Source organism: Gluconobacter albidus, from assembly GCF_002723915.1.
In the GTDB taxonomy this organism is placed as follows: domain Bacteria; phylum Pseudomonadota; class Alphaproteobacteria; order Acetobacterales; family Acetobacteraceae; genus Gluconobacter; species Gluconobacter albidus.
This window is the reverse complement of sequence record NZ_BEWL01000013.1, coordinates 24244-49826: the sequence shown is the minus strand read 5'-3', so window position 1 is coordinate 49826 and position 25583 is coordinate 24244. Positions and strand designations below refer to the sequence as shown.

The 25583-nt window shown below is 57.1% G+C and carries 14 protein-coding genes and 1 riboswitch; of the genes, 6 read left to right on the top strand and 8 right to left on the bottom strand.

Translation table 11 applies throughout. The features are described from left to right. Positions 1-3: 3 nt before the first annotated feature. On the bottom strand, positions 4-915 hold the full coding sequence (locus GAL01_RS13320) for a LysR family transcriptional regulator (protein WP_062028882.1): 912 nt from the start codon (positions 913-915) through the stop codon (positions 4-6). 106 nt (positions 916-1021) lie between these two features. Between GAL01_RS13320 and GAL01_RS13315 the strand changes: the two genes are divergently transcribed. Continuing rightward, positions 1022-1834 (top strand): DODA-type extradiol aromatic ring-opening family dioxygenase, encoded by an 813-nt coding sequence (locus GAL01_RS13315; protein WP_062028928.1) that lies wholly within the window; start codon positions 1022-1024, stop codon positions 1832-1834. Positions 1835-1871: 37 nt separating this feature from the next. Then, on the top strand, positions 1872-2483 hold the full coding sequence (locus GAL01_RS13310; RefSeq protein ID WP_062028885.1) for a YceI family protein: 612 nt from the start codon (positions 1872-1874) through the stop codon (positions 2481-2483). A gap of 64 nt (positions 2484-2547) precedes the next feature. Here the strand turns inward: GAL01_RS13310 and GAL01_RS13305 are convergent, their stop codons facing one another. The 6 genes from GAL01_RS13305 to GAL01_RS13280 form a co-directional block, all read right to left on the bottom strand. After that, positions 2548-3840 (bottom strand): MFS transporter, encoded by a 1293-nt coding sequence (locus GAL01_RS13305; protein WP_062028930.1) that lies wholly within the window; start codon positions 3838-3840, stop codon positions 2548-2550. A gap of 120 nt (positions 3841-3960) precedes the next feature. After that, on the bottom strand, positions 3961-5802 hold the full coding sequence (locus GAL01_RS13300; RefSeq protein WP_062028932.1) for a hypothetical protein: 1842 nt from the start codon (positions 5800-5802) through the stop codon (positions 3961-3963). Positions 5803-6201: 399 nt separating this feature from the next. After that, positions 6202-7335 (bottom strand): cupin domain-containing protein, encoded by a 1134-nt coding sequence (locus tag GAL01_RS13295; protein ID WP_062028887.1) that lies wholly within the window; start codon positions 7333-7335, stop codon positions 6202-6204. A 48-nt stretch (positions 7336-7383) separates the two neighbouring features. Continuing rightward, on the bottom strand, positions 7384-8124 hold the full coding sequence (locus GAL01_RS13290; RefSeq protein WP_062028890.1) for a YoaK family protein: 741 nt from the start codon (positions 8122-8124) through the stop codon (positions 7384-7386). A 330-nt stretch (positions 8125-8454) separates the two neighbouring features. After that, positions 8455-10095 carry an ABC-F family ATP-binding cassette domain-containing protein gene (locus GAL01_RS13285; RefSeq protein ID WP_062028892.1) on the bottom strand — a complete coding sequence of 547 codons (1641 nt, stop codon included), beginning with the start codon at positions 10093-10095 and terminating at the stop codon, positions 8455-8457. 105 nt (positions 10096-10200) lie between these two features. Beyond that, positions 10201-12837, bottom strand: coding sequence for a M1 family metallopeptidase (locus GAL01_RS13280; protein ID WP_231865271.1), 2637 nt, complete (start codon positions 12835-12837; stop codon positions 10201-10203). A 173-nt stretch (positions 12838-13010) separates the two neighbouring features. Further along, a riboswitch (Fluoride riboswitch) is annotated at positions 13011-13089 on the top strand. 36 nt (positions 13090-13125) lie between these two features. On the opposite strand from GAL01_RS13280, the gene GAL01_RS13275 reads away from it, so the two are divergent. Further along, positions 13126-14424, top strand: coding sequence for a voltage-gated chloride channel family protein (locus GAL01_RS13275; protein WP_062028897.1), 1299 nt, complete (start codon positions 13126-13128; stop codon positions 14422-14424). Between the two features lie 15 nt (positions 14425-14439). Here the strand turns inward: GAL01_RS13275 and GAL01_RS13270 are convergent, their stop codons facing one another. Beyond that, complete coding sequence (locus tag GAL01_RS13270) at positions 14440-15780, bottom strand: superinfection immunity protein (RefSeq protein ID WP_062028899.1); 1341 nt, start codon at positions 15778-15780, stop codon at positions 14440-14442. 390 nt (positions 15781-16170) lie between these two features. On the opposite strand from GAL01_RS13270, the gene GAL01_RS16080 reads away from it, so the two are divergent. From GAL01_RS16080 to GAL01_RS13260, 3 genes are all read left to right on the top strand, one after another. Further along, positions 16171-17469, top strand: a complete 1299-nt coding sequence (locus GAL01_RS16080; RefSeq protein ID WP_231865272.1) for a hypothetical protein — start codon at positions 16171-16173, stop codon at positions 17467-17469. 66 nt (positions 17470-17535) lie between these two features. Continuing rightward, positions 17536-24606 carry a GH36-type glycosyl hydrolase domain-containing protein gene (locus tag GAL01_RS13265; RefSeq protein ID WP_231865274.1) on the top strand — a complete coding sequence of 2357 codons (7071 nt, stop codon included), beginning with the start codon at positions 17536-17538 and terminating at the stop codon, positions 24604-24606. Positions 24607-24695: 89 nt separating this feature from the next. Then, entirely contained in the window at positions 24696-25562 is an 867-nt protein-coding gene (locus GAL01_RS13260) for a DNA/RNA non-specific endonuclease (protein WP_062028901.1), read from the top strand. Positions 25563-25583: the final 21 nt, after the last annotated feature.

Below are 25583 nucleotides of genomic sequence, written 5' to 3'. Positions count from 1 at the left end.
CCGTCAGAGTGTCCAGGGCGGGACCGGCCCATACTGTTCCAGCAGAAAATCAATCATCGCCCGGATTTTGAGCGGGACATGGGGTGTCGGGGCATACACTGCGTGCAGTTCCGGCCCTGTCATCGTGGGCACGTCCAGTGACAGAGGCACCAGCCTGCCGGATTTCAGTTCTTCCGAAACGATGAAAAGCGGCTGATAGATGATCCCCTGTCCCGCAACGGCGGCCTCTCGCAGAATATCGCCATTATTGGCGCTCATCGGCCCGCTGACCATGACAGTCCGTTCGCCTTTGGGGCCAAAACTCCAGCGGGTCGCGCCAATCTCCTGGCCCAGGGTGTAGCCCAGACACTGATGCTCCTGAAGTTCGGCGATGGTGTGAGGCGTGCCATGCCGTTTGAGATAGGATGGTGCGGCACAGACCACGAAATCTATCTGAGCCAGCGGGCGCGAGCGTAATGCGCTTGGCGGCATTCGCCCGATACGAAGGGTCAGGTCCCACCCCTCCGTGATCGGATCAATCCTGCGGTCATCAAGTCCGAGTTCAACCGTAACGAGGGGATGGCGCTGGCTGAATTGCGGCATGATCGGGCCGACATGCCGGATAGCGAACGAGACCGGCGCATTCAGTCGCAGAACGCCCCGGGGTTCCTGATTTTCGGCCGAGACTTCCTGCTCCATGTCTTCAAGATCCGTGAGGATCTTCTGGGCGCGGATCAGCAACAGACGTCCAGGTTCCGTCAGCGAGAGCCTGCGGGTGCTGCGATGAAAGAGCGAGATGCCCAGCCGGCTTTCCAGAGCCGCGATGTGTTTCGTTACCATCGTCTGCGAAAGGCCAAGCGAGCGGGCAGCTCCGGAAAAGCTTCCCTGAGCCACAACCTTTGCAAACACCTGCATGCTGGCGAAACGATCAAGCATTTATCTCACACTCCTGGTGTCAGATCATTTTCCAAAACAGGGAATTATTCTTTCCCGGAGAGGGTGGCAACATCCGTTTTGCCGAATAAAGAGGGAGGTTGTGAAGATGTTGCAGGAAAATCAGGAGAGCCGACAGCCTGTTCTCTTTCTGCCGCATGGCGGTGGCCCATGCTTCTTCATGGAATGGGGAAGCACATGGGACCGCATGGCAGCCTATCTTCGCTCTGTCAGTGGAACGCTTCCCCGTCGGCCGGATGCGATTGTCGTCATGTCCGGGCACTGGGAAACGGACGGGATGCGTGTCGGGTCGGCGCCTCATCCGTCGCTGATCTATGACTATTACGGTTTTCCTCCTCACACCTATCAGCTTGAATATCCCGTGCCGGGTGCGCCTGATGTCGCAGCGAAGGTGCTCGGTCTTCTGAGCGCTGCGGGTGTTTCCTGCGCCGCAGACCCGGAGCGGGGGCTGGATCATGGGGTGTTCATTCCGTTCATGCTGGCATTTCCCGACGCCAGTGTCCCGGTTGTGGAAATTTCTCTTCCCAGAACGATGGGCGCAGCGGATGTCCTGCAGCTTGGGCAGGTTCTGGAGCCTTTGCGGAGCGAAAACATCCTGCTGCTGGGCACCGGCATGACGTATCATAACATGCGTTATCTGATGCGGCCGGATGCTGTGTCAGATGCCCGGTCCGTCGCGTTTGATACCTGGCTTCAGAACGCGATTGAAGCGCCTTCCGACCTTCGCAGAAGTCGCCTTGTGGACTGGGAGCGTGCTCCTTTCGCACATGATTGCCACCCTGAGCCGGAGCATCTCCTGCCGTTGATGTTTGCCGCCGGTGCGGCGGGAACTGATGCAGGGCATCGTGATTATAGCGATGTCATCATGGGAAAAGCCCTCTCCGGTTTCCGGTTTGGCTGACGCCTTTACCTTCACACATATGAAAGATCGCAAGCCCATGAACACATATTTTTTCAAGAACGCCGGCGCAGTCTTCGCCGCGGCACTTCTGTCTTCCAGCGCTTTCGCCGCCACGCCAGCAAGCGTGCCGTCAGGTGCCTATTCGGTCGAGACCAGCCATACGCAGATCGGGTTTTCCGTCCTGCATTTTGGTTTCACCTATTATTCCGGCCAGTTCTCTGGCGTTACGGGAACGCTCCAGCTTGATTCGGCCCATCCCGATGCCTCGCATCTGAACGTGACCATTCCGGTTTCAAGCGTCTCGACCACCAGCACGGTTCTGACGGGTGAACTCAAGAACGGCGAGTGGTTCGATGTTGCGAAATATCCGGAGGCAACGTTCGTCTCGACGCAGGTTCGCCAAACAGCTGCGGATGAAGCGCTGGTTACCGGGAATCTGACGCTGCATGGCGTGACGCATCCGGAAGTTCTGCACGTCCATTTCGTGGGAGCCGGCGTCAATCCGATGGACAAAGCCTATACGGTTGGTTTTCAGGCACAGGCAACAATCCATCGGAGCGATTTTGGGGTAAAGAAATATGTCCCCTATGTCGGCGATGATGTGACGCTGACGATTGCCGGAGCGTTTGAAAAGACTGCCGGAAAGTAACGCGCATAAAAAAACGGCCCATGAAGATGGGCCGTTTTTCGTTTTTTCAGTCTGTCTGGAACACTCAGGATGCCTTGCGCACTTTCCAGCCAGTTTCCTTGAGACAGAAGCCCAGACCGATGGCAATTCCGATCCCGATGACCAGGGGCAGGAAGGCCGTATGGAACTGCTCCATCGTTTCCGGCGCAGTCTTGCCCATCAGGGCGGAAACGAGCGGGGACATGATCCCGGTCGTCCCGAAAACAAGGAAGTTCATGACGCCTGCGGCCGTTCCCTTGACCTCTGGCGGATTGACTTCCTTCATCGAAGAGAACGGGATCATGGCAGCACCTGACGCAATCCCCATGACCAGCGCTACGGAATAGTGCGGCAGCACCCCGACCGGGACATAAAGGGCACAGAGCGAGGCCGCCAGCAGAACCACCGCGCCGCCGATCAGAACAGGTTTGCGGCGACCGATCTTGTCGGAAATCCAGCCCAGAAGCGGGCAGCCAATGACCCACCCGATGGGGACCATCGAGACGTCCGTGGCCGCAAAACCCATTGTCGTATGCTCGCCCTTGCTCAGCATCAGCGCCCCCCAACCCAGTGCGCCAATCGTTGTCGGGACGAACAGCAGACCACCGGCAAGTCCTGCGATCCAGCTCTGCGGATTGGAGAAAATGATTTTGAACGGGCGCATCAGGTTGGCAACGGACATGTCGCCATGATGATGGTCGCTGTCTCCCGTATCGCGCGGCATGACGAAAAAGACGGCAACAGCAAGCAGAAGGCCGATAGCGCCGAAGCCCAGCCAGACAGACTGCCAGGGAATGTGGAACGAGCCGTGCGGATCAATCAGGATGCGGGTCGGCTTGGAGCCAAATGCGGCTCCTGCCATGCCCATGCACTGGGTTAAACCCACGAAAAGCGCCAGTGTCCGGGCTGGAAGATAACGCGCGGCAACGTAAGAAGCGCCCACAAAAGCACAGATCGCGCCAATGCCCTGAATGATGTAACCACCAATCCCGGCGACCAGACTGCCCTGACCGAAAATCAGGCATCCGACGCCGGTTACGGCAATGAACATCGGCATGATTGCATGCGCGCCATACCGGTCCAGCAGCACACCTACAGCCAAAGCCATCAGCGCGTAGACAATATAATAAGATGCAATCATCAAACCGAGATGGCTGTTGCCCCAGGCCTGCGTCAGTTCATCCTGCATGATCCCGGGAGCGGAGCGGATGGCATATTGATAGAAGTAAAACAGCGCGCACAGGAACCATGACAGCACATAAAGCGGCTGAAGTTTCTGCGGTTGTGCCGGAGCCGGATTCAGAGGCCGGGGAGGCGCCTGAGATGTTGTGCCAGACATGAAATTCTCCAGGATGTCATGGATGGTCAATCAGACCGGAAACCATGACCGTGAGGGGCGCAAAGTCTTGAGCTGGAAAGCGAAATTCTGTTTCGGGGGGTAAGAGTATTTCTCCAGACATCATTGCTGGAACGGGTAATATCGGAATGTCACATACACCGTATGGCCATAGGTTGTAGGATCGACAGCATGGCCTGCACCGTCATTACCCTTGAAGGCGAACTTCCGGATATAGGTGTACTGAAGCCCGCCCATGACACTGCCGTAATGGCCGTCCAGAAAATGCCACCAGCCGCCCGTTGTCAGGGAAGCCAGCGTTTTTGTCTGGGCGGAACATGTTCCGAATTCGTATTCACAGCCGGACAGGTTCAGATCCGTCGCGCCATAACCGTGCTGAAGTCCGTCCGCGCCGAGATAGGTCCGACGGCCCGCGCTTTCCACGCCCCCATAGGTGTAGAGCAGAACGGAGCGTGCTGGATGGCCCACAAGTCCAAGCGACCCCATGATTTCTGGGACAGGGCTGGGATTTCCATTTTGATCGAATGTCGTATCGGGAATGAGGGTTGGTCCGTAACGTCCCACGCCCTGACCTGCCAGTACGTTACCGGTCAACTGTAGCTTGTCCGTCCCGAGCGGTACGGTCATGCCTGCACCGACGCCGCCGCCGAACTGGGTGTTTTTATGGGTATGATTCTCGCCTGCAGGCTGAATCAGTCCTCGGAACCAGCGGGCCAGACCAAAGACTTCGTAATGCCCGAAAGACGTATCGACAGCCGTCTTGAGAACGATGTCAGGCGCAGGGTTGTAGCTGTACTGCGTATTGGGATTCAGCAGTACACCGCCTGCATTGGAGTAGAAGACGCGCGGTCCGGCCACGCGACCATAGCTTGCGGGAAGGATGCCGCCTGAACTGAGGGAGTCTGAAAAAGCCACGGTTGCCTGCGGGTCTTCAATGGACAGCGCCAGCCAGTACTTCTTATCCCAGTCCTTGGCGATCCGGATCTGGGGAACACGGGTGAAGGTGATGCCCGGGATCTGGTTGTTATCCGTAACGGCCGGAAGCTGTTCCTGACGGGGAATGACACCCTTGGCGTAGTTTGTCGTCAGGCTCCATGCCTGTCCCATGAGGACGTGCAAGCCCCAGTCTTTCTGGGTGAAGGTGAAATAGCCCTGACGCAGCCTGGGTGTATAACCGTTGATCTGCACACTGTTCGTCGTACCTCCGGAACCACCGAAATCTGCTTCAACATAGGCCTGAAGGCGGACGGCTTTGGTTGGATTTGCTTCCAGGAGTGTGGAAAAACGTGTGAGCTGCGCCGAGAAACGCTCTTCGCTCAGTCCGTGATTGGGGCTGTTGGCATAAGGAAAATTGTTCCACGCCGTCGCCGGGCCGCTGGTCAGGTTTGAACTCCTCCAGATATTGGAGAAGTCAATGAAGCCGCCGAGGCGAACGGTCAGATTGCCAATCTGGAACACAGGGGGAAGATGATCCACTTCCGTCTGTGTAATCGCGAGCGGGCTTGATGATGTCAGATCGATTGACGTCCTGTGGGCTTCATTATGCTGGTTTCCCAGCCACTGGAACAGGGGAGAAGGTGTCTGATGTGTGACGGCAGGGGCAGACGCAACAGCCGGCGCAGTGGCACCTGCCGTCACACCAGATGGAGCGAAACCTGCTGTCGAAACTGGCATGATCCCGGGTGTTGGAGCGGTACGTGCCCCCCCTACGCGGGCTTCTTCGATCCTCCCCGCTGTTGCTGTGTGGGCTGCGGGAGGTGTTTTTGTGGTGCCGGAATGTGCCGTGCGTGAAGGGGCTTTGGCGTGTCGACGCTCCTCAATAGCCTGCAACCGGCCTTCCAACATACGCATTTCGGCTTTGATGGCAGCCAGTTCCTGATCATCAGCGCTTTGGGCAAGTGCCGTCGCAGGACTCCCGATAAAAATGACGGCACCCAATAGCAGTCTGCACCGTCTGGGCAGGTGTTGCCCTACGATCCTCAGGCCACCAAAAGGAGACACACTCGGTCCTTTCCTAAATTCAACCGCGCCCTAGCGTCCGCTCCTCGCAAGAGCTATCGGCGGAGACCATCGCAAAGAATACTTACGCGGTTGTGGAAGTTTAAATATTGATTTGGGTCAATATATCAATATTTTTTGGAAATTATGGACCGTTTTATGGCTTGCTCTTCAGTATGGCCTGCGGAGACCCTGGCTGGTGGGTCTGCGCGTGCCGGGACGTGAGCAGCGTGTCGACGTTGCAGATGCCGTGATTTACATCACCATGAGATGAGACATGCTACGCCGAAACGCTCATCAGTGAGTTTTCAGGAAGGATTTTGAAAAAGAACAGAAAATAACAGCCTATTTTTTGACAACGGGTTGCCGTGTAGTCCTGAGGTGGCTGACAAATTGATCATCAACTTCAAGGTGCCCTTTGACCAGATGAGCAGGTGTGAGCGCCAGCCAGTTGTTGAGTGAAATATCCTTATATTGGCCCGTATGGAAAACGTTGATAACCTTGACAGGCTCATCGCCAATATTTTCAATATAATGGGCTAGAGTTCTTGGCACATAACCAACATCTCCCGGAACAAAATCAAATGTTCTTGCGTTATCGACAGCATCAAACACAGTCATTCGAGCTTTTCCGGAGATGTAATATTGTAGTTCATCCGCATCAGGGTGCCAGTGAACTTCGCGCATTCCACCGGGCTCTAGATCAATAATCAAGGCAGCCAGTGTTGTTACGCTAAAATTGCGCGAGTCAATAACCTGCGTGGCTCCTCCCGGATAGGAGGTAGGCGGTGTTGCGGAAGCACGGAAAACATATTTGTCTGTAAAAGTTACGGCACCCAGATCCTGACGGACCTGCTCCAGCGGCGGGGGAACGGGCTGACGGAAAATATACTTCTCGTGCGCCGGTATATTGGCAAATGCAGCTTCCGGAACACCAAAATTTTTCGCAAGAACTTCACGAGGGATATGAGCAAATAATTCGGTTACCAAGAGTGTCTGATTTTCCGAAAAGTTACCATCGTTGAAGACAAGTACAAACTCGGTACCTTCTTCCAGCCCTTGAATGGCATGTGGAAAGCCGGCTGGTGCAAACCACAGATCACCCGGCTCGAGGTCTTCGATCAGTGTCTGACGTTGATCATCCATCAGATAGAAGCGAACTTTCCCTTTGAGAACGTAAGCCCATTCTGCTTCTTTGTGCCAATGCATTTCACGCACGACCCCAGGGGGGAGACGCATATTGACGATTGCGAGTTCTTTCAGCGCTCCCATTTCGCGACAGGTCACTTCCCGTGCCCATCCACCATCTTCAAGACGGTTATGCGCCATCGCAAAAGGAAATTTCAGATTGGGGATCCCGCCCTTATCTGTCGTCGGGGGAAGAAAAATATCCGGGTTCTGCAGTTCAATTTCCGGATTTCGGGGGCCAACAATATCAGCTCCCTTAGAGCCCAGAATTGGCTGTTTCAAATTTTCCATCTGTAAGAACCTTGATTTGAAAGAATGTTAAAAAAATGATATATTTATTTAGACAAATGTGGCGCCAGTTCTCGGATCCGTATTTAAATTTGTTTTATTTGAAAAAATAGTAATTAACACAAGAGAAGTAATGGTTATTATCAATGATGTATTATTGCCTATATATTTATCACAAAAAAATCCAAGAGCGCCGCCACTGGCAAAACCAAACAGAACAAAGAAAAATATTCCTGCCCACATCAAATTGGACTCTCCATTAATTCCATTTTTTTTGAAAAAACTTTGAGCCATAAAATTAAAAGCCATTTGCACAACAAAAGTAACGGCAACATTTCCGTAAAGCATTCCGTGGTCTTTGTGGAATGCGTTCCCCTGCATTCCTGCAACGAAACTGACAGCTACAGCTAAGAAAGCTAATGGGACTGTGTTTGAAAATGAAAAAACTGTAATAATAAATAGTAAAATACATTCAGACCATAAGACAATATTCGAGAAATTTCGTCCCTCTCTCATAAGAACCGTCATCAGTACACCGCATAAGGCAGATCCCAAGCCGAATGCGATAATGGAGCTAAAGGCAAACCAGAATGCGACCCAGTCTCCCTGCACCAGGCGATAACCAACCTGTATGACATTACCGGATTGGACGGTGGCGAAGGTTTGGGCATGAAAGAAGGTCCATGCGTTCATCAGCCCTGCACAGAATGCGAGACTGAAACCAATCTTTCTCTCCTCCATAAGAGGAAATATATTTTTCTGATCAGGAGTTTTATTATGTAAATCTATCATTTTAACTCCTTTTTAAAATAAAAAGAAAATACGTCTGTTTGTAATGTTAAGTTAAAAAACTATTAATTATCATAAATATTATGCATATTCCTTATTATGATTTTTGGAAAACGTTATCAACACTGATAAGTTTCTTCTGGTGTGTCTAATATTTTGATTTGATTTATATCAGGACTTGATAAGAGGCTGGAACGATCAGGGTGAGTCCGATCCCCATGTTCAAAAATCATCAGTATGATCGACAAAGTTGATGACCTTCAGCAGGCTGCGGTCATCAACTTTGCTTTTTGGAGATTTGAAAAATATTTCTAAATTTGTGTAATAAAGTCGTTATTTGTTCTTGTTTTTCTTGTTCTTTGAGCGTTTTTCTTTGGCTGCTTTCTGAGATGGAGCAGATGTTCCACCCTTGGCGCGTTCAATGACGAACTTTGCGTAATCGTCCATATCGCCGTCGAAAGGCACGATCTGGTTGTCCGCAGCCAGCCAGAGACGGTCCGCGACGAGTTCCATGAGCGAACGGTCATGAGTGATGAGAATGACTGCCCCTTCGTAATTGTTCAGTGCATCTAGGAGGGCGCGGCGGCTGTCGATGTCCAGATGGTTGGTTGGCTCATCAAGGATCAGCAGGTGCGGTGCAGCCATGGCCACCATGTTCAGCAGCAGGCGGGCACGCTCACCGCCTGAGAGGGCTTCGACCTTGGTGCCCTGTTTTTCGAAATGAATGCCGAACTGTGCAAGACGGGAGCGGTGGGACTGGTCACTGTCCACCGGACGCGCCTCGCGCATGATATCAAGCGGAGTCTGCTCCGGATCGAGTGCCTCGATCTGGTGCTGATGGAACCAGCCGACTTCAATACGGGGGGAACGGGAGACGTCTCCTGAACGGACTTCGAGAGCGCCTGCGATCATTTTCGCGAAAGTGGATTTGCCGGCGCCGTTGACGCCCAGCAGGCCGATACGGTCGTCCACGTCCAGTCTGAGGTTCAGGTCGCGCAGAATGGCCGGATCGTCTGCGTAGCCCACTTCGACGTTTTCCAGCCGGATCAGTGGGGGAGCGAGTGGACGGGCAGGAGAAGGGAGAAGAAATGGTGAGACGGAGGCTTCAATCGTCGTTTCGATCGGGGCCAGCTTGGCAAGGCGCTTGACGCGACTCTGGGCCTGCGCGGCTTTGGCGGCGGAGGCCTTGAACCGGTCCACGAAGGACTGGAGATGTGCGCGCTCGGCTTCCTGCTTGGCGCGGGTGGCGCTTTGCAGGCGGATTTTCTCGGCTCGCTGACGCTCGAAATCGTCATATCCGCCCGTGTAGAGTTCCAGCTTGCCTTCCGTGACGTGCAGCGTGAAATCGACGGAATTGTTTAGCAGTTCGCGGTCATGGCTGATGATAAGAGCGGAATGGGGATAGCGTGCGAGGCGCGCTTCCAGCCACAGGGCGCCTTCGAGATCGAGATAGTTCGTCGGCTCATCGAGCAGCAGCAGGTCGGGCTCGGCAAACAGCGCGGCAGCCAGGGCCACGCGCATCCGCCAGCCACCGGAAAACTCTGCCATTGGACGGTCGAGATCTGCCGTGGAGAAGCCCAGACCATTCAGGATCTCCGCCGCGCGGGAGGGGGCGCTGTCCGCGTCGATTTCGATCAGGCGCATCCAGATATCGCCCATCCGCTCCGGATCAGCCGTTTCCAGTTCGGCCATGAGGGCTGCGCGTTCCGTATCGGCTGCGAGGATCGTATCAATCAGGCTGATGGGAGTGGCAGGGTGTTCCTGATCCACAGTCGCAACACGGGCCGCGCGGGGGATGACGATATCACCGGAATCCGGCTGGAGCTCACCCTTGATCAGTTTGAAAAGCGTGGATTTTCCGACGCCGTTTCTGCCAACCAGCGAAACCTTGGAGGGATTGGGAAGATTCGCACTTGCACGATTGAAGAACTGTCGTCCCCAGGCGTTGAAGACAAGGTTTTCGATCTGAAGCATGGGGCAGAATGGTCCGGTGGCGGGTAAAACAGGAGAGCCACGTCTATAGCAGTTTTCCCGCCCCGGACAGGGACGAGGCGGATCTTTTCCGCCTCGTTTAGCCGGTTAGCGGGTGTGAGAGGCGAGCCAGTCGTGGATCTGGCTCTGGGCGGCCTGAACGGCTTCCTTGCGGGCGGAAACGGCGTTGACCGCATGGGCCGTCGCGATTTTCGCACCGGTCGTCATGGTGGAAGACGGGTCTTTCTGAAGCTCGGCGAGGATGTCCGGGCTATTGGAATGAGCCGCAATGGCAGGAAGGAACCCGTCCTGTGACCAAGGCGCGAGATGTGTGCGGATTTCGGCTTCGTGCTGGCGGACGAGCTTCCAGACGAGATCCGGATTTTCGCTGGCGGATGCGATTGACGACAGGGCCATTGAAATACGACCGTTCGGAATGGCCCCACTATAGGCCAGTTCGACGTTGCGGCGGATCAGATCAGGGGCCGTGGCGTTGGCGAGAGCCTGAAACAGGCGGAGTTTGAGCTCCGTGGCCTGCGTGTCACGGACTTTCTTGGCCATGATGTCGTAGGTCGCGGCGTCGGCATTTTTCATTGCCAGTGCCGAGACCGTTCCCACCAGATCGGGGCGCAGGGAAGCCGGGTTCTTCAGCCATGCTGCGAAACGACGCTTTGCTTCTGCAAGAACGGCCGGATCGTTGAAATCTCCCAAAGCAGAAATCACGGACGGGCGCAGCATCGTGTCCAGCACGCTTTCATGCGGCTTCTGGTCCCAGCCCAGACGCTTCAGAACAGGGGCCAGACGGCTGCGGGCATAGGCCTGGAATGCGGCGCGGTCCGGGCTGCCGATTTCATAGGTGTCAAGCGTTTCCAGTTTGCCGATGATTTCCTCAAGCGTGGCGATGTCGTGCTCATGCGCGGCTGTCAGGCGGTCCACGAGGTCAAAATAGGACGACAGGTTTCCATGGCCGGCACGGAACTGGGCGAACTGATCGCCAAGGATATTGGCGCGGTCCACGGGTGCAAATTTCGAAATTGAAGCGGCAATTGGCGCGAAGGCGGTGTCGTCGTAATGCACGCGGTAATAGCCGCTCTCGCCCAGATCAAGCTTGAGGGGGGCATCGCAGCGGGGCAGCGTGAAAGTCACGGGCTCTGCGCCGAGGACGAGCTTTCTGGTTTCAAGTCCCGGACCGCCCGCAACGACGGGAATGTTCCAGGTCAGGGCTTTCGCATTCGGGTCGTGGATCGTGAAACGGCTCTGCGTGAGAGTGTATGTCGTCTGGCCGTTCTGGCAGACCGCCGCAACATTGATCTGCGGGATGCCGGGCTGTTCGGTAAAGCTGCGTGCCACCCTGCCGACATCCTGCCCTGAGGCCTTTGACAGTGCATTCCACAGATCCTGACTGGTGGCGCTGCCAAAGGCATGGGCCTTCATGTAGGCGCGCATTCCGTCACGGAAATGGTCTTCGCCCAGCCAGCCTTCCATCATGCGGATGACAAGTTCACCCTTGCCGTAGCTGATACCGTCAAACGCCGAATTGGCTTCGCTCACATTGTGAATGGTCTGCTGGATCGGATGGGTGGTGGACAGGGCATCCGTCGCCATCGTGCTTTCGCGGGTTTCATGCTGACGCGGCCAGATGTCCCACTCCGGGTTCATCTTGTCCGTCGCCTTGATTTCCATCCAGGATGCAAAGCCTTCGTTCAGCCAGATATTGTCCCACCAGCCCATGGTCACCAGATCGCCGGACCACTGATGCGCCATTTCATGCGCGACAACTTCGTAGATCAGTTCGCGGGTGCGGGGCGTGCTGTTCTTCGGATCGAACAGAAGGACGTTATCAATATAGGTCAGCGCGCCCCAGTTCTCCATCGCGCCTGCCTGATAATTGCCCGGGATGGCCAGCATGTCCATTTTCGGCAGCGGGTACTTGATACCGAAATAGTCGTTGTAATAGGGCAGGATCTTTTCGGCAGCTCCCAAGGCATAGGTGCCCTGGTTCTCAAGGCCGCTCGGTGCGAAAACGCGGAGAGGGGTGCCATCTGCCTTGCCATCGACGGAGGCCATGTCGCCCGCCACCAGCGCCAGAAGATAGCTCGACATGCGCGGCGTCGGGGTGAAGGAGACGCGTTTTGTCTTCTCATCCTGCTGTGTCGTGCCGATGATCGGCATGTTGCTCACGGCTGCGTATTCAAAAGGAAGCGTCACGTTTAGCTGGTAGGTCGCCTTGAAGGCCGGCTCGTCCCAGCCTGGGAACATCCGGCGCGCATCCGCGACTTCGAACTGCGTAACCAGCATCCGCTGCGGCTTGCCCTTGGGGTCCGTGTAGTCGTCGACGTAGATGCCGTTGGGCGTTTTGAGGATCGGCCCGGAATACTTGATCGCCAGAGTGTGCATCCCTGCCGGAACGGGGGCCGGGAAATGCAGTGTGACCGTTTCCGCGGCGTCATCCTGATGGATGACGGCTTTCTGGGAGTTGTCGAGCAGGGCGCTCGCGAGCTTGAGACCCGCCTGATTGAGCGTGATATCGGCAGTCGGAGTCTGAACTTCGATCCGGATGATTTCATCACCCTGAAGGGTCAGATGTTCCATGTCGGTTGTCAGGTCGATGACGTAATCCGTCGGCACAACGGTTTTGGGAAGCTGTCCCGGTGTTGTGGCGAAGGAAAAGGTTCCTTCGGCCTGCGCCGGAAGCGCAAAGGGCAGTCCTGCAAGAAGGGTCGTGAGAACCAGAAGGCGACGCATGATATGCAGCTCCCTAAATCAGCCGGATGGAAGGACGGATCGGGGCCGCCCGTTTTTGTTACAGTCACGGTGGCATACACCTGTCATGCTGGAAAGTGGCATCCCCTTAAAACCTTGTCATCTGCCTGGAGGCTGTATCTCTTGACAGATCGGGCGCTGAAGGGCTTTTTTGCCTGTCTGAAGGCAATGGATTCTGCCTGACCATCTGTGGTCGAACCGCTTCATCCGGAAGCTGATGATTCCTGTTTTAATGCCCTTCGGGGACAAGACAGGAGACCTGCGTCCACCATGAACGACGTTCAAAATCAATTCCGTTTTTCCAGTGTTCTCGGCTACTGCCGGATGCTCGCTGTCCTAGTGATGCTGTCAGTCTGCATCGGCAGTGTCTGCGCTCTGTTTCTGTGGCTTCTGGATGTTGTCACTGCCTGCAGGATCGCTCACCCGGGCCTGCTGTTCGGGCTGCCTCTGGCGGGCGTGGCTGTCGGACTGTGGTATTTCTGGTTCGGACGTGATGTGGAGGGTGGGGCGAACCTGATCGTGGATGAAATCCACGAGCCGGGCGCCGGAGTTCAACTTCGGATGGCGCCTTTCGTGCTCATTGCTACTGTTGTGAGCCATCTTTTCGGAGCCTCTGTTGGGCGGGAAGGGACAGCCATACAGGTTGGAGGCAGTCTGGCCAGTGCGACTGCGCGACTGTTTGGGCTTCGTCCTTCAGAAACCTGTGCCCTGCTCACCTGCGGCATTGCTGCCGGCTTTGGTTCCGTATTCGGAACCCCAGTTGCAGGAGCGGTTTTCGCTCTTGAAGTTCTGACACTCGGTCGGCTTGACTACCGCTTCCTTCTGCCCGCGGCTACGGCATCCATTATTGCAGACTGGTCTTGTCGCGCCTGGGGTGTGCACCATGTTTTTTATCCCCTGATGTTTCAGGGAACAGTGATGGCCGACGGCACGCTATGGCATGTCAATCCCGTGCTGGCTGCGAAGGTTGCCGGTGCGGCAGTGGTTTTTGGTCTGCTGAGCTGGATCTTTGCCGAAAGTGTGCACCGTCTGGCAGCAGTGATGAAAACAGTCTGTCCGAGAACATGGCTGCGACCAGCCATTGGCGGGATTGCGACCATTCTTCTGGTCATAATCGTTGGAAACAGGGATTATCTTGGGTTGGGGGTTTTTCCGGCAGAACCCGGCGGAGCGTCCATTGTCAGTTTTTTCGGACCTGCATTCTATCCGTGGTCCTGGCTCTGGAAGCTGGTGTTTACGGTCGTCGTTCTGGCGAGCGGCTTCAAGGGCGGGGAGGTGACGCCGTTGTTCTTTCTGGGGGCTGCGGCGGGCAATGTTCTGGCCCATGCACTGCATGTGCCGGTGGACCTGTTCGCTGCCGTGGGCTTTGTGTCGGTCTTTGCCGGAGCTGCAAACACGCCTTTGGCCTGTACCCTCATGGGCGTGGAGCTGTTTGGTGCCGGGGATATCGTCTATTTCGCGATCGGATGTTTCGTGGCCTGCGTCTGTTCGGGCAAAACCGGGATTTACCTCTCGCAGCGGGTCGGGACCATGACGCTGCGGGAGGCACGGAGCAGGATCAGAAACTGATTGTGGTCTGCGGGTCTATACTTTCCGTGAGCGCTGCGTGAGGGCCATGACAAGGGCTGCGATCCATCCGATGATCGTCCAGCCCAGCAGGACCGTTATTATAGCAATTTTTCGCTGATCGACAGTATCGCGTCTGTAGGCGATCAGCATTGGAAGAAAATAAAAAGCCAGACCAAGACCTGCGAGAACAGGGAGCAGCACACTGGATTTCGTGGATCTGACCGAGGGAGAGAAAGCCGTGTCCGTTTCTGGTGGTCGAGCCAGTGCGGATGATGAAGACGTCGGATTCCCTGTGTCGGGGACTGTGGGAGGTAACGCTTGCGCCTGAGAAGCAGTGCTCGGGTCCTGAGATTTTCTGACCGAAGCAGCCTGTTCCGGCGTTATGTAGCCGCTCTGGACAAGAAACGCCGAAAGGGCCTCTGGAAACGGAAGCAGCTCTTTTTCTTTGATCGAACAGCCATGACCGTTCTGTTTTTCTGCGGCGGGTTTGAGGTCACAAAGGGAAAGACCAAATCCAGATTCTTTCGTGAATTGTGCATGAGCCAGCATATCGCGCCAGCCTTCAGGGAATTTGCCCAGATTGGCCATGGTCGCGACCTCATAGGCCAGAAAGCCGTTAGGCTCGAAACGGCCGGAGCGGGTCCAGTTACGGCGCCTGTCTGCAAGATCTTTTGCCAGATAGTCCCGATAAACGGGATCACGCGTCACGTTTTCCAGAATACCATCGTGATAGCGCGAAATTACAACAGGCGCTTCCGAGCCGGCATGGGATGCAAAAGCATAGAGAAAGGACTGGTCGGAAGTCAGGATTTCCTGCTGTCCATTTCCCACAAGATCCACGACCTCCGGTTCGCCATCGCCGTCCATCCCCCCCAGTTCGAGATGCTGCCAGTGTCCGTTGGAACGCAGATCAAAAATGGAGGTGAGAGAGCAGCAATGCGCGCCCCCCGTATAGGCGGAGACCATGACTTGGGGAAACGGTGAAGACGCGTCGAGCTGCCGGAAGGACATCCTGAGTTGCGCCATGCCGTCATCTTCCGTCCCGTAGGGCGTCAGGGGAAAAGAAGATGCATGAGTCTGTGTGTTGCCGGGCGTGCGCAGGGTCAGGAATGCCATGCTGCAGGGAGATGTCGGGCTGGAATCCGCATCGGTCCAGACGATCGGCACAGTGCATCGTGTCGTATGTCTGACATCCAGCTCTGCGACAATTCCGTGCGTGGAAAGGGCAGCGTGAGCTCCCTTTTCCAGTTCGGCATGCGCAAGGGGAGGGAGCGCAGGTGGCGCAGCTTCCGCTCGGGGTAAAATTCCGGTTAAGGCGGCCCCCATCAGGGCGCTTGCGAACAGGCGGACGGTCATGGTGGCAGGTCGTTTCCTTGTCGTATTGTGCAATGTTTGGTTATCCCCTCAGCCAGACAGTCCTGAAGTATTGCCAGTAACGTTCTCAAACAGTTGCAGTTTTTCGCAGATATTCTCTCAACAGCAAGGAAACGTGATCAGTCACAAAAGAAATAACAAGAACCTGTTGCTGAAAATAGCCTTCTGAATCCGGTTTAGGGCGTCTGGATGGTTCTCCATTCCGGAAGGGAGGCGGTAAAGATGTCGATCAGAACAGAAATACTCAGGTTGCTGGGGGCAGTCACATCAGCCTCCTCCCGTTTCCCGGGGGCGTCGGCAGTGGGAGCACATTCGCGAAGCTGCTGGGCGGATGAAAACCCCATTCGGGCAGATCTGTTTGGACTGGACCGGATGCGTGCGCATGCTCGCAGTCTGGCAGTTTCCCATGCCCGGACAATTTTTGGCACTCATGGCAGCCCGCTGATTGCCCGTCTGAACGACAACGCGCGGGTGTTGCAGGATATCAATATCGTTCTGTCCCACGCCTCGGAGCAGGGAAAGCAACTGACGCCAGCCGCTGAATGGCTGATCGACAACTATTATCTGATGGATATGCAGATCCAGACCATCAAGGTCGAACTGCCTGTCGGATATTACCGTGATCTTCCAAAACTGGTGGATGGTGCATTTTCCGGCCTGCCTCGCGTGTTTGAAATCGCCTGGGCGCTGGTGGCGCATACTGACAGTCATATCAGCACGGAAACGATCCGGGAGTTTCTCGAGACCTATCAGCAGACCCAGCCTCTTCTGATCCGGGAACTCTGGGCGGTCCCGATCAATATGCGCATCGTCCTGATCGAAAATCTGCGGCGCATTTCACAAAAGATCAGTGATGATCTGAAGGCACGGGAGAAGGCCGACACTCTTGTTGATGCACTGACGGAAAACGGGGGTGCCAATGGTCCACAGACCATGCAGGTTCTCGCCAGGGTCGAGACCCCCATGCTCTCCCGCGCTTTTCTCGTTCAGTTTGCCCATCGCCTGCGCGGGCATGATCCACAGAAAGACCCCGCTTTTCTGTGGCTTGATGGGGTGCTTCAGGAAAAAGGAACGGATCTCGAAACGATCGTTCATGAGGAGATGCAGGAACAGGGGGCCCTGAACGCGACAATCCGCAACATCATCAACAGTATCAGGCTGATGACGACGACGGACTGGAACGATCTGGTCGAGGATGTCAGCCTCGTCAGCAGGACGCTGGCGGCCCATGGCGAATTTTCCGGGATGGATCTGACAACCCGCCATCTGTACTGCCGGGCTGTCGAAAAGCTTGCGAAAGGATCGCAGTTTTCAGAATGCGACATTGCCAGTCTGGCGGTCGCAAAAGCACAGAACGCACGGATTGAGCAGTCTGCAGAACCGCGGCGCGCGGACCCCGGATATTATCTGATTGCGGAAGGACGCCCGACTCTGGAGAAAGAGCTGCGCTTTCGCGCACCCTTGCGGGTCCAGGTCGGGAGGATCTGCCGACAGCTTGGCATTACCGGATACAGTATTGCCGTAACGCTGCTGACGCTGCTTCTGCTGTCAGGGTTTCTGTCGCTCATGAACGGCTATTTGCCGGGCCGTGCGTTTCTGCTGCTGCTTGTTCTGGGATTTATTCCGGCCTCTGATGCCGTGGTTTCCGGAATGAACCGTTTTCTGATGTAGGCCATTACGGTTTCGGAACTTCCGTCGCTGGAACTCAAGCAGGGCATTCCAACGGATCTGCGGACGATGGTCGTAGTGCCGACCCTGTTGACGCATCGTCAGGCCGTTGGAGAAATGGTTGACCGGCTTGAAAAACATTATCTCGCCAGCCGGGACGGGGATATCAGTTTTGCGCTGCTGACGGACTGGACGGACTGGTCTTCCGAACATCGTGCGGGAGACGAGGACCTGCTGGAGCAGGCCGTGCAGGGCATTGCGCGGCTGAACCGTATGTACGGGCGAACTGATGGAGCGGCTGATGGGGCTTCGGAGCGTTTCCTGCTGCTGCATCGCCGCCGGAAATGGTCGGAAGGTGAAGGGAAGTGGATCGGCTGGGAGCGCAAGCGCGGCAAGCTGCATGAGTTGAACCGCCTTCTGCGCGGAGCACAAGACACGAGCTTCATGCTGCTTCCGGGGCAGCGGATTCCAGAAGGCGTACGATATGTCGTGACGCTCGATAGCGACACGCGGCTGCCTTACGAAGTGGTACGGCGCCTGGTCGGTAAACTGGCCCATCCCCTGAACAGGGCGAGCTTCGATCCAGGACGTGGTGCCGTCGTGGAAGGCTATGGGATCCTCCAGCCGCGCGTGACGCCCTCTCTGCCCAAGACGCGGAGTAGTACGCTGTTTCAGCGCGTCTTTTCCAGCCCGAATGGTATCGAGCCCTACACGGCCGCTGTTTCGGACCTGTATCAGGACATGTTTTCCGAAGGATCGTTTGCCGGCAAGGGAATTTACGACATTGATGCCTTCGAGGCTGCGCTGGCCGGTCGTGTACCTGAAGGAACGCTGCTGAGTCACGATCTGTTCGAAGGTGTTTTCGCCCGTGCCGGACTTGTGACCGATATCGAAGTCATCGAGGAATTCCCGACGGATTATCTCGTTTCGGCATCCCGCCTGCACAGATGGGCGCGAGGGGACTGGCAGCTTCTGCCATGGATTTTTTCATGGATGGGACGTTTGCCGACGATCGGCATACGCTCGACACCCATGACAGGCATTGCGCGCTGGAAAATGCTGGATAACCTGCGGCGCAGTCTGTCCGCACCCATGGCTGTGGCGGCATTGTTCGCAGGATGGATGCTGGGAGGGCATGATGCCTTTGTCTGGACGGCATGTATTGTTGCAACCGTCGCCATTCCAGCCGTTCTTCCTCTACTGATTGACGCGTTTCGCTTCCGGCAGGGGGAGACGCTTGACAGTTACCTTGCCCTGCTCGGAACGGATCTGAAACGGACAGTTCTGACGACCGCGCTCTGTCTGGTGTTTCTGGCCGATCAGGCCTGCCTGATGGGCGATGCAATCGTCCGCACGTTTGCGAGAGTGTTCGTTACCCGCAGGCATCTCCTGCAATGGGTGACAGCGGCGCAGGCCGCCGAGGCGCCGCGTGAAAGTCTGATGGGATACGTACGTCAGATGGGAGGGGCCATCCTCCTCGGTGCTTTCGCATTTGCTCTGATGTCTCTGATGGCGCCTCTGGTGTGGCTTGTGATGCTGCCCTTTGCATGTGTCTGGGTGCTGTCGCCGGTCTTCGCGTGGAAGGCGAGCCAATACAGTGTTTCCGCGCGCAGACTTGAGGCAACAGTGGACGAAACAATGGTCCTGCGCCTTCAGGGAAGAAGGACATGGAAATATTTCGAAACCTTCGTCACGGAATCGGATCATTTCCTGCCGCCTGACAACTTTCAGGAAGAGCCCGCCGCCCTCCTGGCGCGCAGAACGTCGCCTACAAATATGGGGCTGTATCTCCTGTGCGTTGTCGCCGCGCATGATTTTGGCTGGATCGGTATGGCTGAGGCTGTGGAGCGGGTACAGGAAACGCTCGCGACGATGGCCCGGCTGCCACGCTACCGGGGACATTTCTACAACTGGTACAGCACGGAAGACCTGTCCGTTCTCACACCGGTGTATGTCTCGACCGTCGATAGCGGCAATCTGGCAGGGCATCTGATTGCGCTGGGCCGGACCTTTATGGAATGGGAACACAAGGGCCGTTCGCCTGACGGCTGGAGACGGGGCGTGCAGGATGCGCTGGCTCTGGCGCAGGCAGACCTGACCGCAGCTGGCGACGCTTTTCGCTCGGTCAGCATCGCGCAGGATATCCGGTCGCTGTTGCATGAATTGCTGGAGAATGCTGCCGGGCAGATTTTTGTCGAGCAAAGACTGATGGCTCTCGTTGCCCGTGCCGGTGAGGCCGTGCAGTCCCTGAACGGAACGAGAGCACGGAAAGTCAGTGACAGGGATAGCGTTCCGGCAGGAGGAGCGGAAAGTGTCCTGTTCTGGCTGCAGGCTGCCCAGAATGCCATTCGCAGCGACCAGAGAGACGGCGCTGCCGGACTGCAGACAGCCAGACTGCTGAAGGAACTGGCAGAACAGGCCCGGACCATGGCGCTTGATATGGAATTCGGCTTCCTGCGTAACCGTGAGCGCGGTCTGCTTTCGATTGGGTATGTCGTCAATGACGGCGTTCTGGACGATAACTGCTACGATCTTCTGGCATCTGAAGCGCGCCTCGCCTCATTTTTTGCAATTGCGAAAGGCGATGTTCCTGCCCGGGACTGGTTCCGGCTGGGGCGGCCTGTCGCTGCTGTGGCGCGTGGTGAGGCGCTCGTATCGTGGTCAGGTTCCATGTTCGAATATCTGATGCCATCTTTGGTTATGGCGGCGCCGTTCGACAGTCTGCTGGAAGGAACCAGCCGACAGATCGTCAGACGTCAGGTCGAATATGGGCAGGCGCGTGAAACGCCCTGGGGCATCTCGGAATCAGCCTATAATGCCCGGGATCTGGACTATAATTACCAGTACTCCAATTTCGGCGTCCCGGGTCTGGGAATGAAGCGGGGCCTTGCTCAGAACCTCGTAATCGCGCCTTATGCGACGGCGCTGGCCGCCATGGTGAATGCCCGCAAGGCCGTGGCGAATTTTGCCCGTCTGGAGGCACTCGGCGCACAGGGAGCATTCGGCTTTTACGAGGCCCTGGACTACACGAAAGAGCGCCTGCGGCCGGGGGAAAATCCTGCGATCATCCGCTCCTACATGGCGCATCATCAGGGTATGTCCATTCTGGCTTTCGCAGATACCATTCTGGATGGGATCATGCGCAGACGGTTTCATGCGGAACCCATGATGGGCGCTGCCGAGCTTCTGCTTCAGGAGCGCGCGCCGATCGGCGGAGCCATAACGCGCCCTCTGAAGGAAGAAAAACTGCTCCCGCCACCAGCTTCTACGGGACAGGCTCCCGGAGGGCGTCAGATCGCGCTGGATGTGGATGCTCCTCCCGTCACGCATCTTCTCTCCAATGGCCGCTACAGCGTCATGCTGACCGCCGCAGGGTCGGGCTACAGCCGCTGGAACGGGCAGGCGGTGACGCGCTGGCGTGAGGACGGGACGCTCGATAACTGGGGATCGTATGTTTATCTGCGGGATATCGGACGCGGCCGTGTGTGGTCCGCCGGTTTTCAGCCCTGCGGGGTTCCGGCGGATCAGTGCAGTGTCGAGTTCCGTGAGGACCGCGCCACCTATCTGCGGCAGGATGGCGAACTGACGACGACGATGGATGTGCTGGTCTCTGCGGAGGACGATGCTGAACTTCGCCGGATTTCCGTCAGAAATACGGGTCTGGCGACTGCTGAGATCGAAGTGACGTCCTATGTCGAGCTGGCGCTGTGCCCGCCAGAGACGGACCTTGCCCATCCCGCTTTTGCCCGCATGTTCGTACAGACGGAATATCTCCCGTCGCAGCGCGCCCTCATCGCCACGCGCCGACGTCGCAGCCCGGGGGAGCAGGAAATCTGGGCTGCCTGTCTGGTGGTCGGAGGCGGTCCCCTCTCCATCGAGACGGACCGCGCACGATTTGTGGGGCGGGGCCGTGATCTTCAGGCGCCCCTCGCGTTGCAGGGAGCTTCTGAGCTTTCGGGTAGTACAGGGACGGTGCTGGATGCAGCTTTTGCCGTGCGGTGCAGACTGGCGGTCCCGCCACGGGCCACCCGACGGGTGTCGTTCTGGACGATCGTGGCCTCGACCCGGGCCGCTCTGATGGACAGCATCGAGCGGCATCAGGATGCGGCGGATCTCGACCGCGCGCTGACGCTGGCCTGGACGCATGCACAGATTCAGCTGCGGCATCTCGACATCCGCCCCACTCAGGCGGATCTGTTCCAGAAGCTGGCGGGGTTCCTGCTTTATGCCGGTCCGACACTGCGGGCCTCTCCTGAGCGGATCAGGCGCGGGGCGGGGCGCCAGACCGATCTGTGGGGGCAGGGCCTGTCGGGCGATCTGCCGATCCTGCTGCTTGTCGTGAGTGAAAGCGAGGACTTCGAGCTTGCCCGCACGGTGCTCAGGGCACAGGAATATTTCCGGATCAAGGCGCTGGCCGTGGATGTGGTCATCCTGAACGAACATCCGACGTCCTATGCGCAGGATCTTCAGCAGGCGCTTGAAACGCTCGTCAGATCGTCCTCGGTAGGGGGCGGTGCCGGAGGTGTCCATCTGCTGCGGGGCAGCCTGATGTCGGGGGTCGTGAAGGAACTTCTGTTTTCTGCTGCGCGCGTGGTGCTCCCCGGAAAGGGCGGAAGCCTGCAATATCAGATCACCCGCGCGGAGACGATCCGGCAGGACAGGGCCGCTTTGAGGAAAGAGGAGGTTTTCCGTCCTTACCGGGCGAGCGGAGAGGCGCCAGCCCTTCCGGAACTCGAACTTTCAAACGGGTATGGAGGATTCACGGCAGATGGGACGGAATATGCCGTGATTCTGCGGGGACGCCGCACCACGCCGGCGCCGTGGATCAACGTGATCTCAAATCCACATTTCGGGTTTCAGGTCTCAGCGGAAGGCAGCAGCTATACATGGTCTGAAAACAGCCGTGAGAACCAGCTCACGCCCTGGAGCAACGACCCGGTCAGCAATCCGCCGGGAGAGGCTTTTTATCTGTGCGATGAGGAGAGCCGGTTTTTCTGGTCGCCCCTGGCGGCGGTCTGTTCTGACGAAACGGCGGTCCATGTTGCGTATCACGGGCGCGGTTACAGTCGGTTCGAGCGGGTTGCGGACGGGATTGCCAGTACACTGGTGCAGTATGTGCCACAGGAAGATCCGATCAGGATTTCAAGGCTGCGTCTGGTGAACCAGACCTCCCGCACACGGACTTTGCGTGCGACAGCCTATGTGGAATGGGTTCTCGGGCGCTCCCGGATGTCTGCGGTGCCCTTTGTGTTCTCGGAAACCGATACTGAAACGGGTGCCGTATTCGCCCGGAATGTATGGGGAGATACGTTCGGCGATCGTGTGGCATTTGCGGATTTCGGCGGGCATCCGGTTTCGGGTATGGATGACCGGACGGCATTTCTGGGACGTTACGGGAGCCTGTCCGCGCCTCGGGCGATTGTTCGGGGTGGTGATCTTGCGGGTTTTGTCGGCGCAGGTGTCGATCCCTGCGCGGCCTTGCAGACGGTCCTCAGTCTGGCGCCGGGTGAAGAGACGGAAATCGTCTTCCTTCTGGGGCAGGGACAGAATGTCGAGCACGCCCGGAAATTGATTGCGCAATACCGGGCCGCGGATCTCGATGTTGTTCTGGAGGACGTGAAACAGGGCTGGCGTTCTGTTACGGAAGCCCTTCAGGTTCGCACTCCGGACCGGTCGATGGACATCATGCTCAATGGGTGGCTCCTGTATCAGTCCCTGTCGAGCCGCATCTGGTCGAGGGCCGGATTCTATCAGGCCAGCGGTGCGTACGGGTTCCGCGACCAGCTTCAGGACGGGATGTCGCTTGTAACCTCCGCGCCTGCACTGGTCCGCGAGCATCTGCTGCGCGCGGCGTCGCGGCAGTTCGTGGAAGGCGATGTCCAGCACTGGTGGCTGCCCCAGAAGGGCAATGGCGTGCGGACGCGCATTTCCGATGACTGCGCATGGCTAGCGTTTACAGTGGCGCAGTATGTGCGTGTCAGTGGGGATCGGAGCGTTCTGGATGAGGAATTGTCCTTCCTTGACGCGCCCGTGCTGGCGAATGACGAGCATGAACGCTTCCTTCAGCCCTCAATGACGGAACAGCGCGCTTCGCTTTACGAACACTGTGCTTTAGCGCTCGACCATAGTCTAACATGGGGGGCTCATGGCCTGCCGCTCATGGGGACTGGCGACTGGAATGACGGGATGAACCGCGTCGGCGAGGCCGGTCGGGGAGAAAGCGTTTGGCTTGGTTGGTTCCTGTCCTCGGCGTTGAAGGCGTTTATCCCTCATGCGGAGGCGCGGGGCGACCAGGCCCGTCTTGAGAAGTGGCACCGTGCGCTTACGGATCTCAAGGCAGGACTTGAAAATGCCTGGGACGGGGAGTGGTACTGCCGAGCCTATTTTGATGACGGGTCGCCGCTGGGCAGTCATCTCAACAGGGAAGGGCGGATTGATGCGATCGCGCAGTCCTGGGCCGTGATTTCCGGGATTGGAGATCCTGAGCGCGCCCGCCTGGCCATGCAGGCAGTGCGGGAGCAGCTCGTGCGGCTTGACGACGGCATTATCATGGTCCTGACGCCGCCCTTTGATAAATCCGAGCCTGACCCGGGCTATATTCGCGGCTACCCGCCCGGCGTTCGGGAAAATGGCGGTCAGTATACCCATGCTGCTCTCTGGACCGTCCTGGCGACGGCCCTGCTGGGGGACGGAGCTGCGGCCCATGCAATGTTTGCCACCATCAACCCCGTTCATCATGCCCGGAACGAAGCTGCTGCCGGGCGGTACAGGCTGGAGCCTTATGTGGTGGCGGCGGATGTCTATTCCGCAGCACCCCATGTCGGGCGTGGCGGTTGGTCCTGGTATACGGGTTCGGCAGGATGGATGCAGCGTGTTGGTACTGAGGTCCTGCTGGGTGTGCGGATCGAGGACGGCGAACTGTTTCTCTCGCCCTGCATTCCGCCGGAATGGCCGGGGTTTGACGTGGTGCTCCGCTGGAAAACAGCGACCTACCGGGTTGAGGTGAGAAATCCGGATCAGATCAGCCGGGGCGTGGTGGACGTCTGGGAAAACGGAAGCCACCTCGAAAATGAAGCGCCGGTTGTGCTGAAGGATGACGGAGCGGTGCACCTGATCAAGGCTGTCATGAAAAGAAATTGAAAAATCAGTCAGTTGCGCGGAGTGTCCTGATCCATTAACACCGGGCGCTCCCGGAACTGACCCCGTGAGACCGGGCGTGCGAGACGCTGTTGAAATATTTTCTGTATTTTCCTGTATTGGCCCTGATCTTTTCCACCTCGGCTCTGGCGGAGACATGTCCAGCCCTTTTTGCGGAGGGCCAGCCCCCCGCGATCCTGCGGGAAACCGCGCGGATCGGCACGGTTCAGCTCTGTAATTCCGGTTATGCCGTTCTTGTCTCGGAAGCGAGTAAAGGCCCACTCTGGTCTGCCGAGGACCTGACGGAAGAAAACCTGGAAATTGCAGACCGGACGCGCCGGCAGGGGAGTTTTTCCGCTGATGGGCGTCTTCCTTTCCGTATGCAGGCTACTCTGAACGATTACAGGGCATCGGGTTATGACCGGGGACATATGACGCCCAGCGGAGACGAGGCGGGCCTGAGGGCGCAGCAGGAGTCATTCCTGCTGTCCAACATTATCCCTCAGACAGCGGAGTTGAATCGTGGTCCGTGGGAAGGTGTGGAAAGTGCTGTCAGGGGCTGGGCGCGTCAGGAAGGCGAAATCTTCGTCGTAACCGGGCCGGGTTACGATCCGGATGACGTCCGGACGATCGGGAAGGGCCGTATTCCGGTTCCTGCGGTGACTTGGAAGGCTATTTATGATCCCGCAGTCAACGGCACAGGGGCGTATGTGTGTCTGAATACACATCGTCCGACCTGTCGCATTACGAGCGTGGCGCTGCTGACGCAGTTGGTAAATATTGATCCTTTCCCGGCACTTCCGTCCAGCATCAAGGATCATGTGAGTGCCATGCCACCAATCAGGGAAACGCCTGAAGCGCTTTCGAAACAGCCACAGGCTCGTGAACTGTTGCGGGAATGGGGCTCCAAAGCCGCACAGAAGGCTCTCAAGGCGCTCATAAAAGCACTTGTGCCCTGAGGAATGCGATACAGGCCGATA

Excerpts from the sequence above, each read along its gene's own strand:
- GAL01_RS13295 (WP_062028887.1), bottom strand. The coding sequence starts at position 7,335 with ATGGAAAATTTGAAACAGCCAATTCTGGGCTCTAAGGGAGCTGATATT.
- GAL01_RS13320 (WP_062028882.1), bottom strand. The coding sequence starts at position 915 with ATGCTTGATCGTTTCGCCAGCATGCAGGTGTTTGCAAAGGTTGTGGCT.
- GAL01_RS13290 (WP_062028890.1), bottom strand. The coding sequence starts at position 8,124 with ATGATAGATTTACATAATAAAACTCCTGATCAGAAAAATATATTTCCT.
- GAL01_RS13305 (WP_062028930.1), bottom strand. The coding sequence starts at position 3,840 with ATGTCTGGCACAACATCTCAGGCGCCTCCCCGGCCTCTGAATCCGGCT.
- GAL01_RS13310 (WP_062028885.1), top strand. The coding sequence starts at position 1,872 with ATGAACACATATTTTTTCAAGAACGCCGGCGCAGTCTTCGCCGCGGCA.
- GAL01_RS13265 (WP_231865274.1), top strand. The coding sequence starts at position 17,536 with ATGGTCGTAGTGCCGACCCTGTTGACGCATCGTCAGGCCGTTGGAGAA.
- GAL01_RS13285 (WP_062028892.1), bottom strand. The coding sequence starts at position 10,095 with ATGCTTCAGATCGAAAACCTTGTCTTCAACGCCTGGGGACGACAGTTC.
- GAL01_RS16080 (WP_231865272.1), top strand. The coding sequence starts at position 16,171 with ATGCGTGCGCATGCTCGCAGTCTGGCAGTTTCCCATGCCCGGACAATT.
- GAL01_RS13275 (WP_062028897.1), top strand. The coding sequence starts at position 13,126 with ATGAACGACGTTCAAAATCAATTCCGTTTTTCCAGTGTTCTCGGCTAC.
- GAL01_RS13315 (WP_062028928.1), top strand. The coding sequence starts at position 1,022 with ATGTTGCAGGAAAATCAGGAGAGCCGACAGCCTGTTCTCTTTCTGCCG.
- GAL01_RS13270 (WP_062028899.1), bottom strand. The coding sequence starts at position 15,780 with ATGACCGTCCGCCTGTTCGCAAGCGCCCTGATGGGGGCCGCCTTAACC.
- GAL01_RS13280 (WP_231865271.1), bottom strand. The coding sequence starts at position 12,837 with ATGCGTCGCCTTCTGGTTCTCACGACCCTTCTTGCAGGACTGCCCTTT.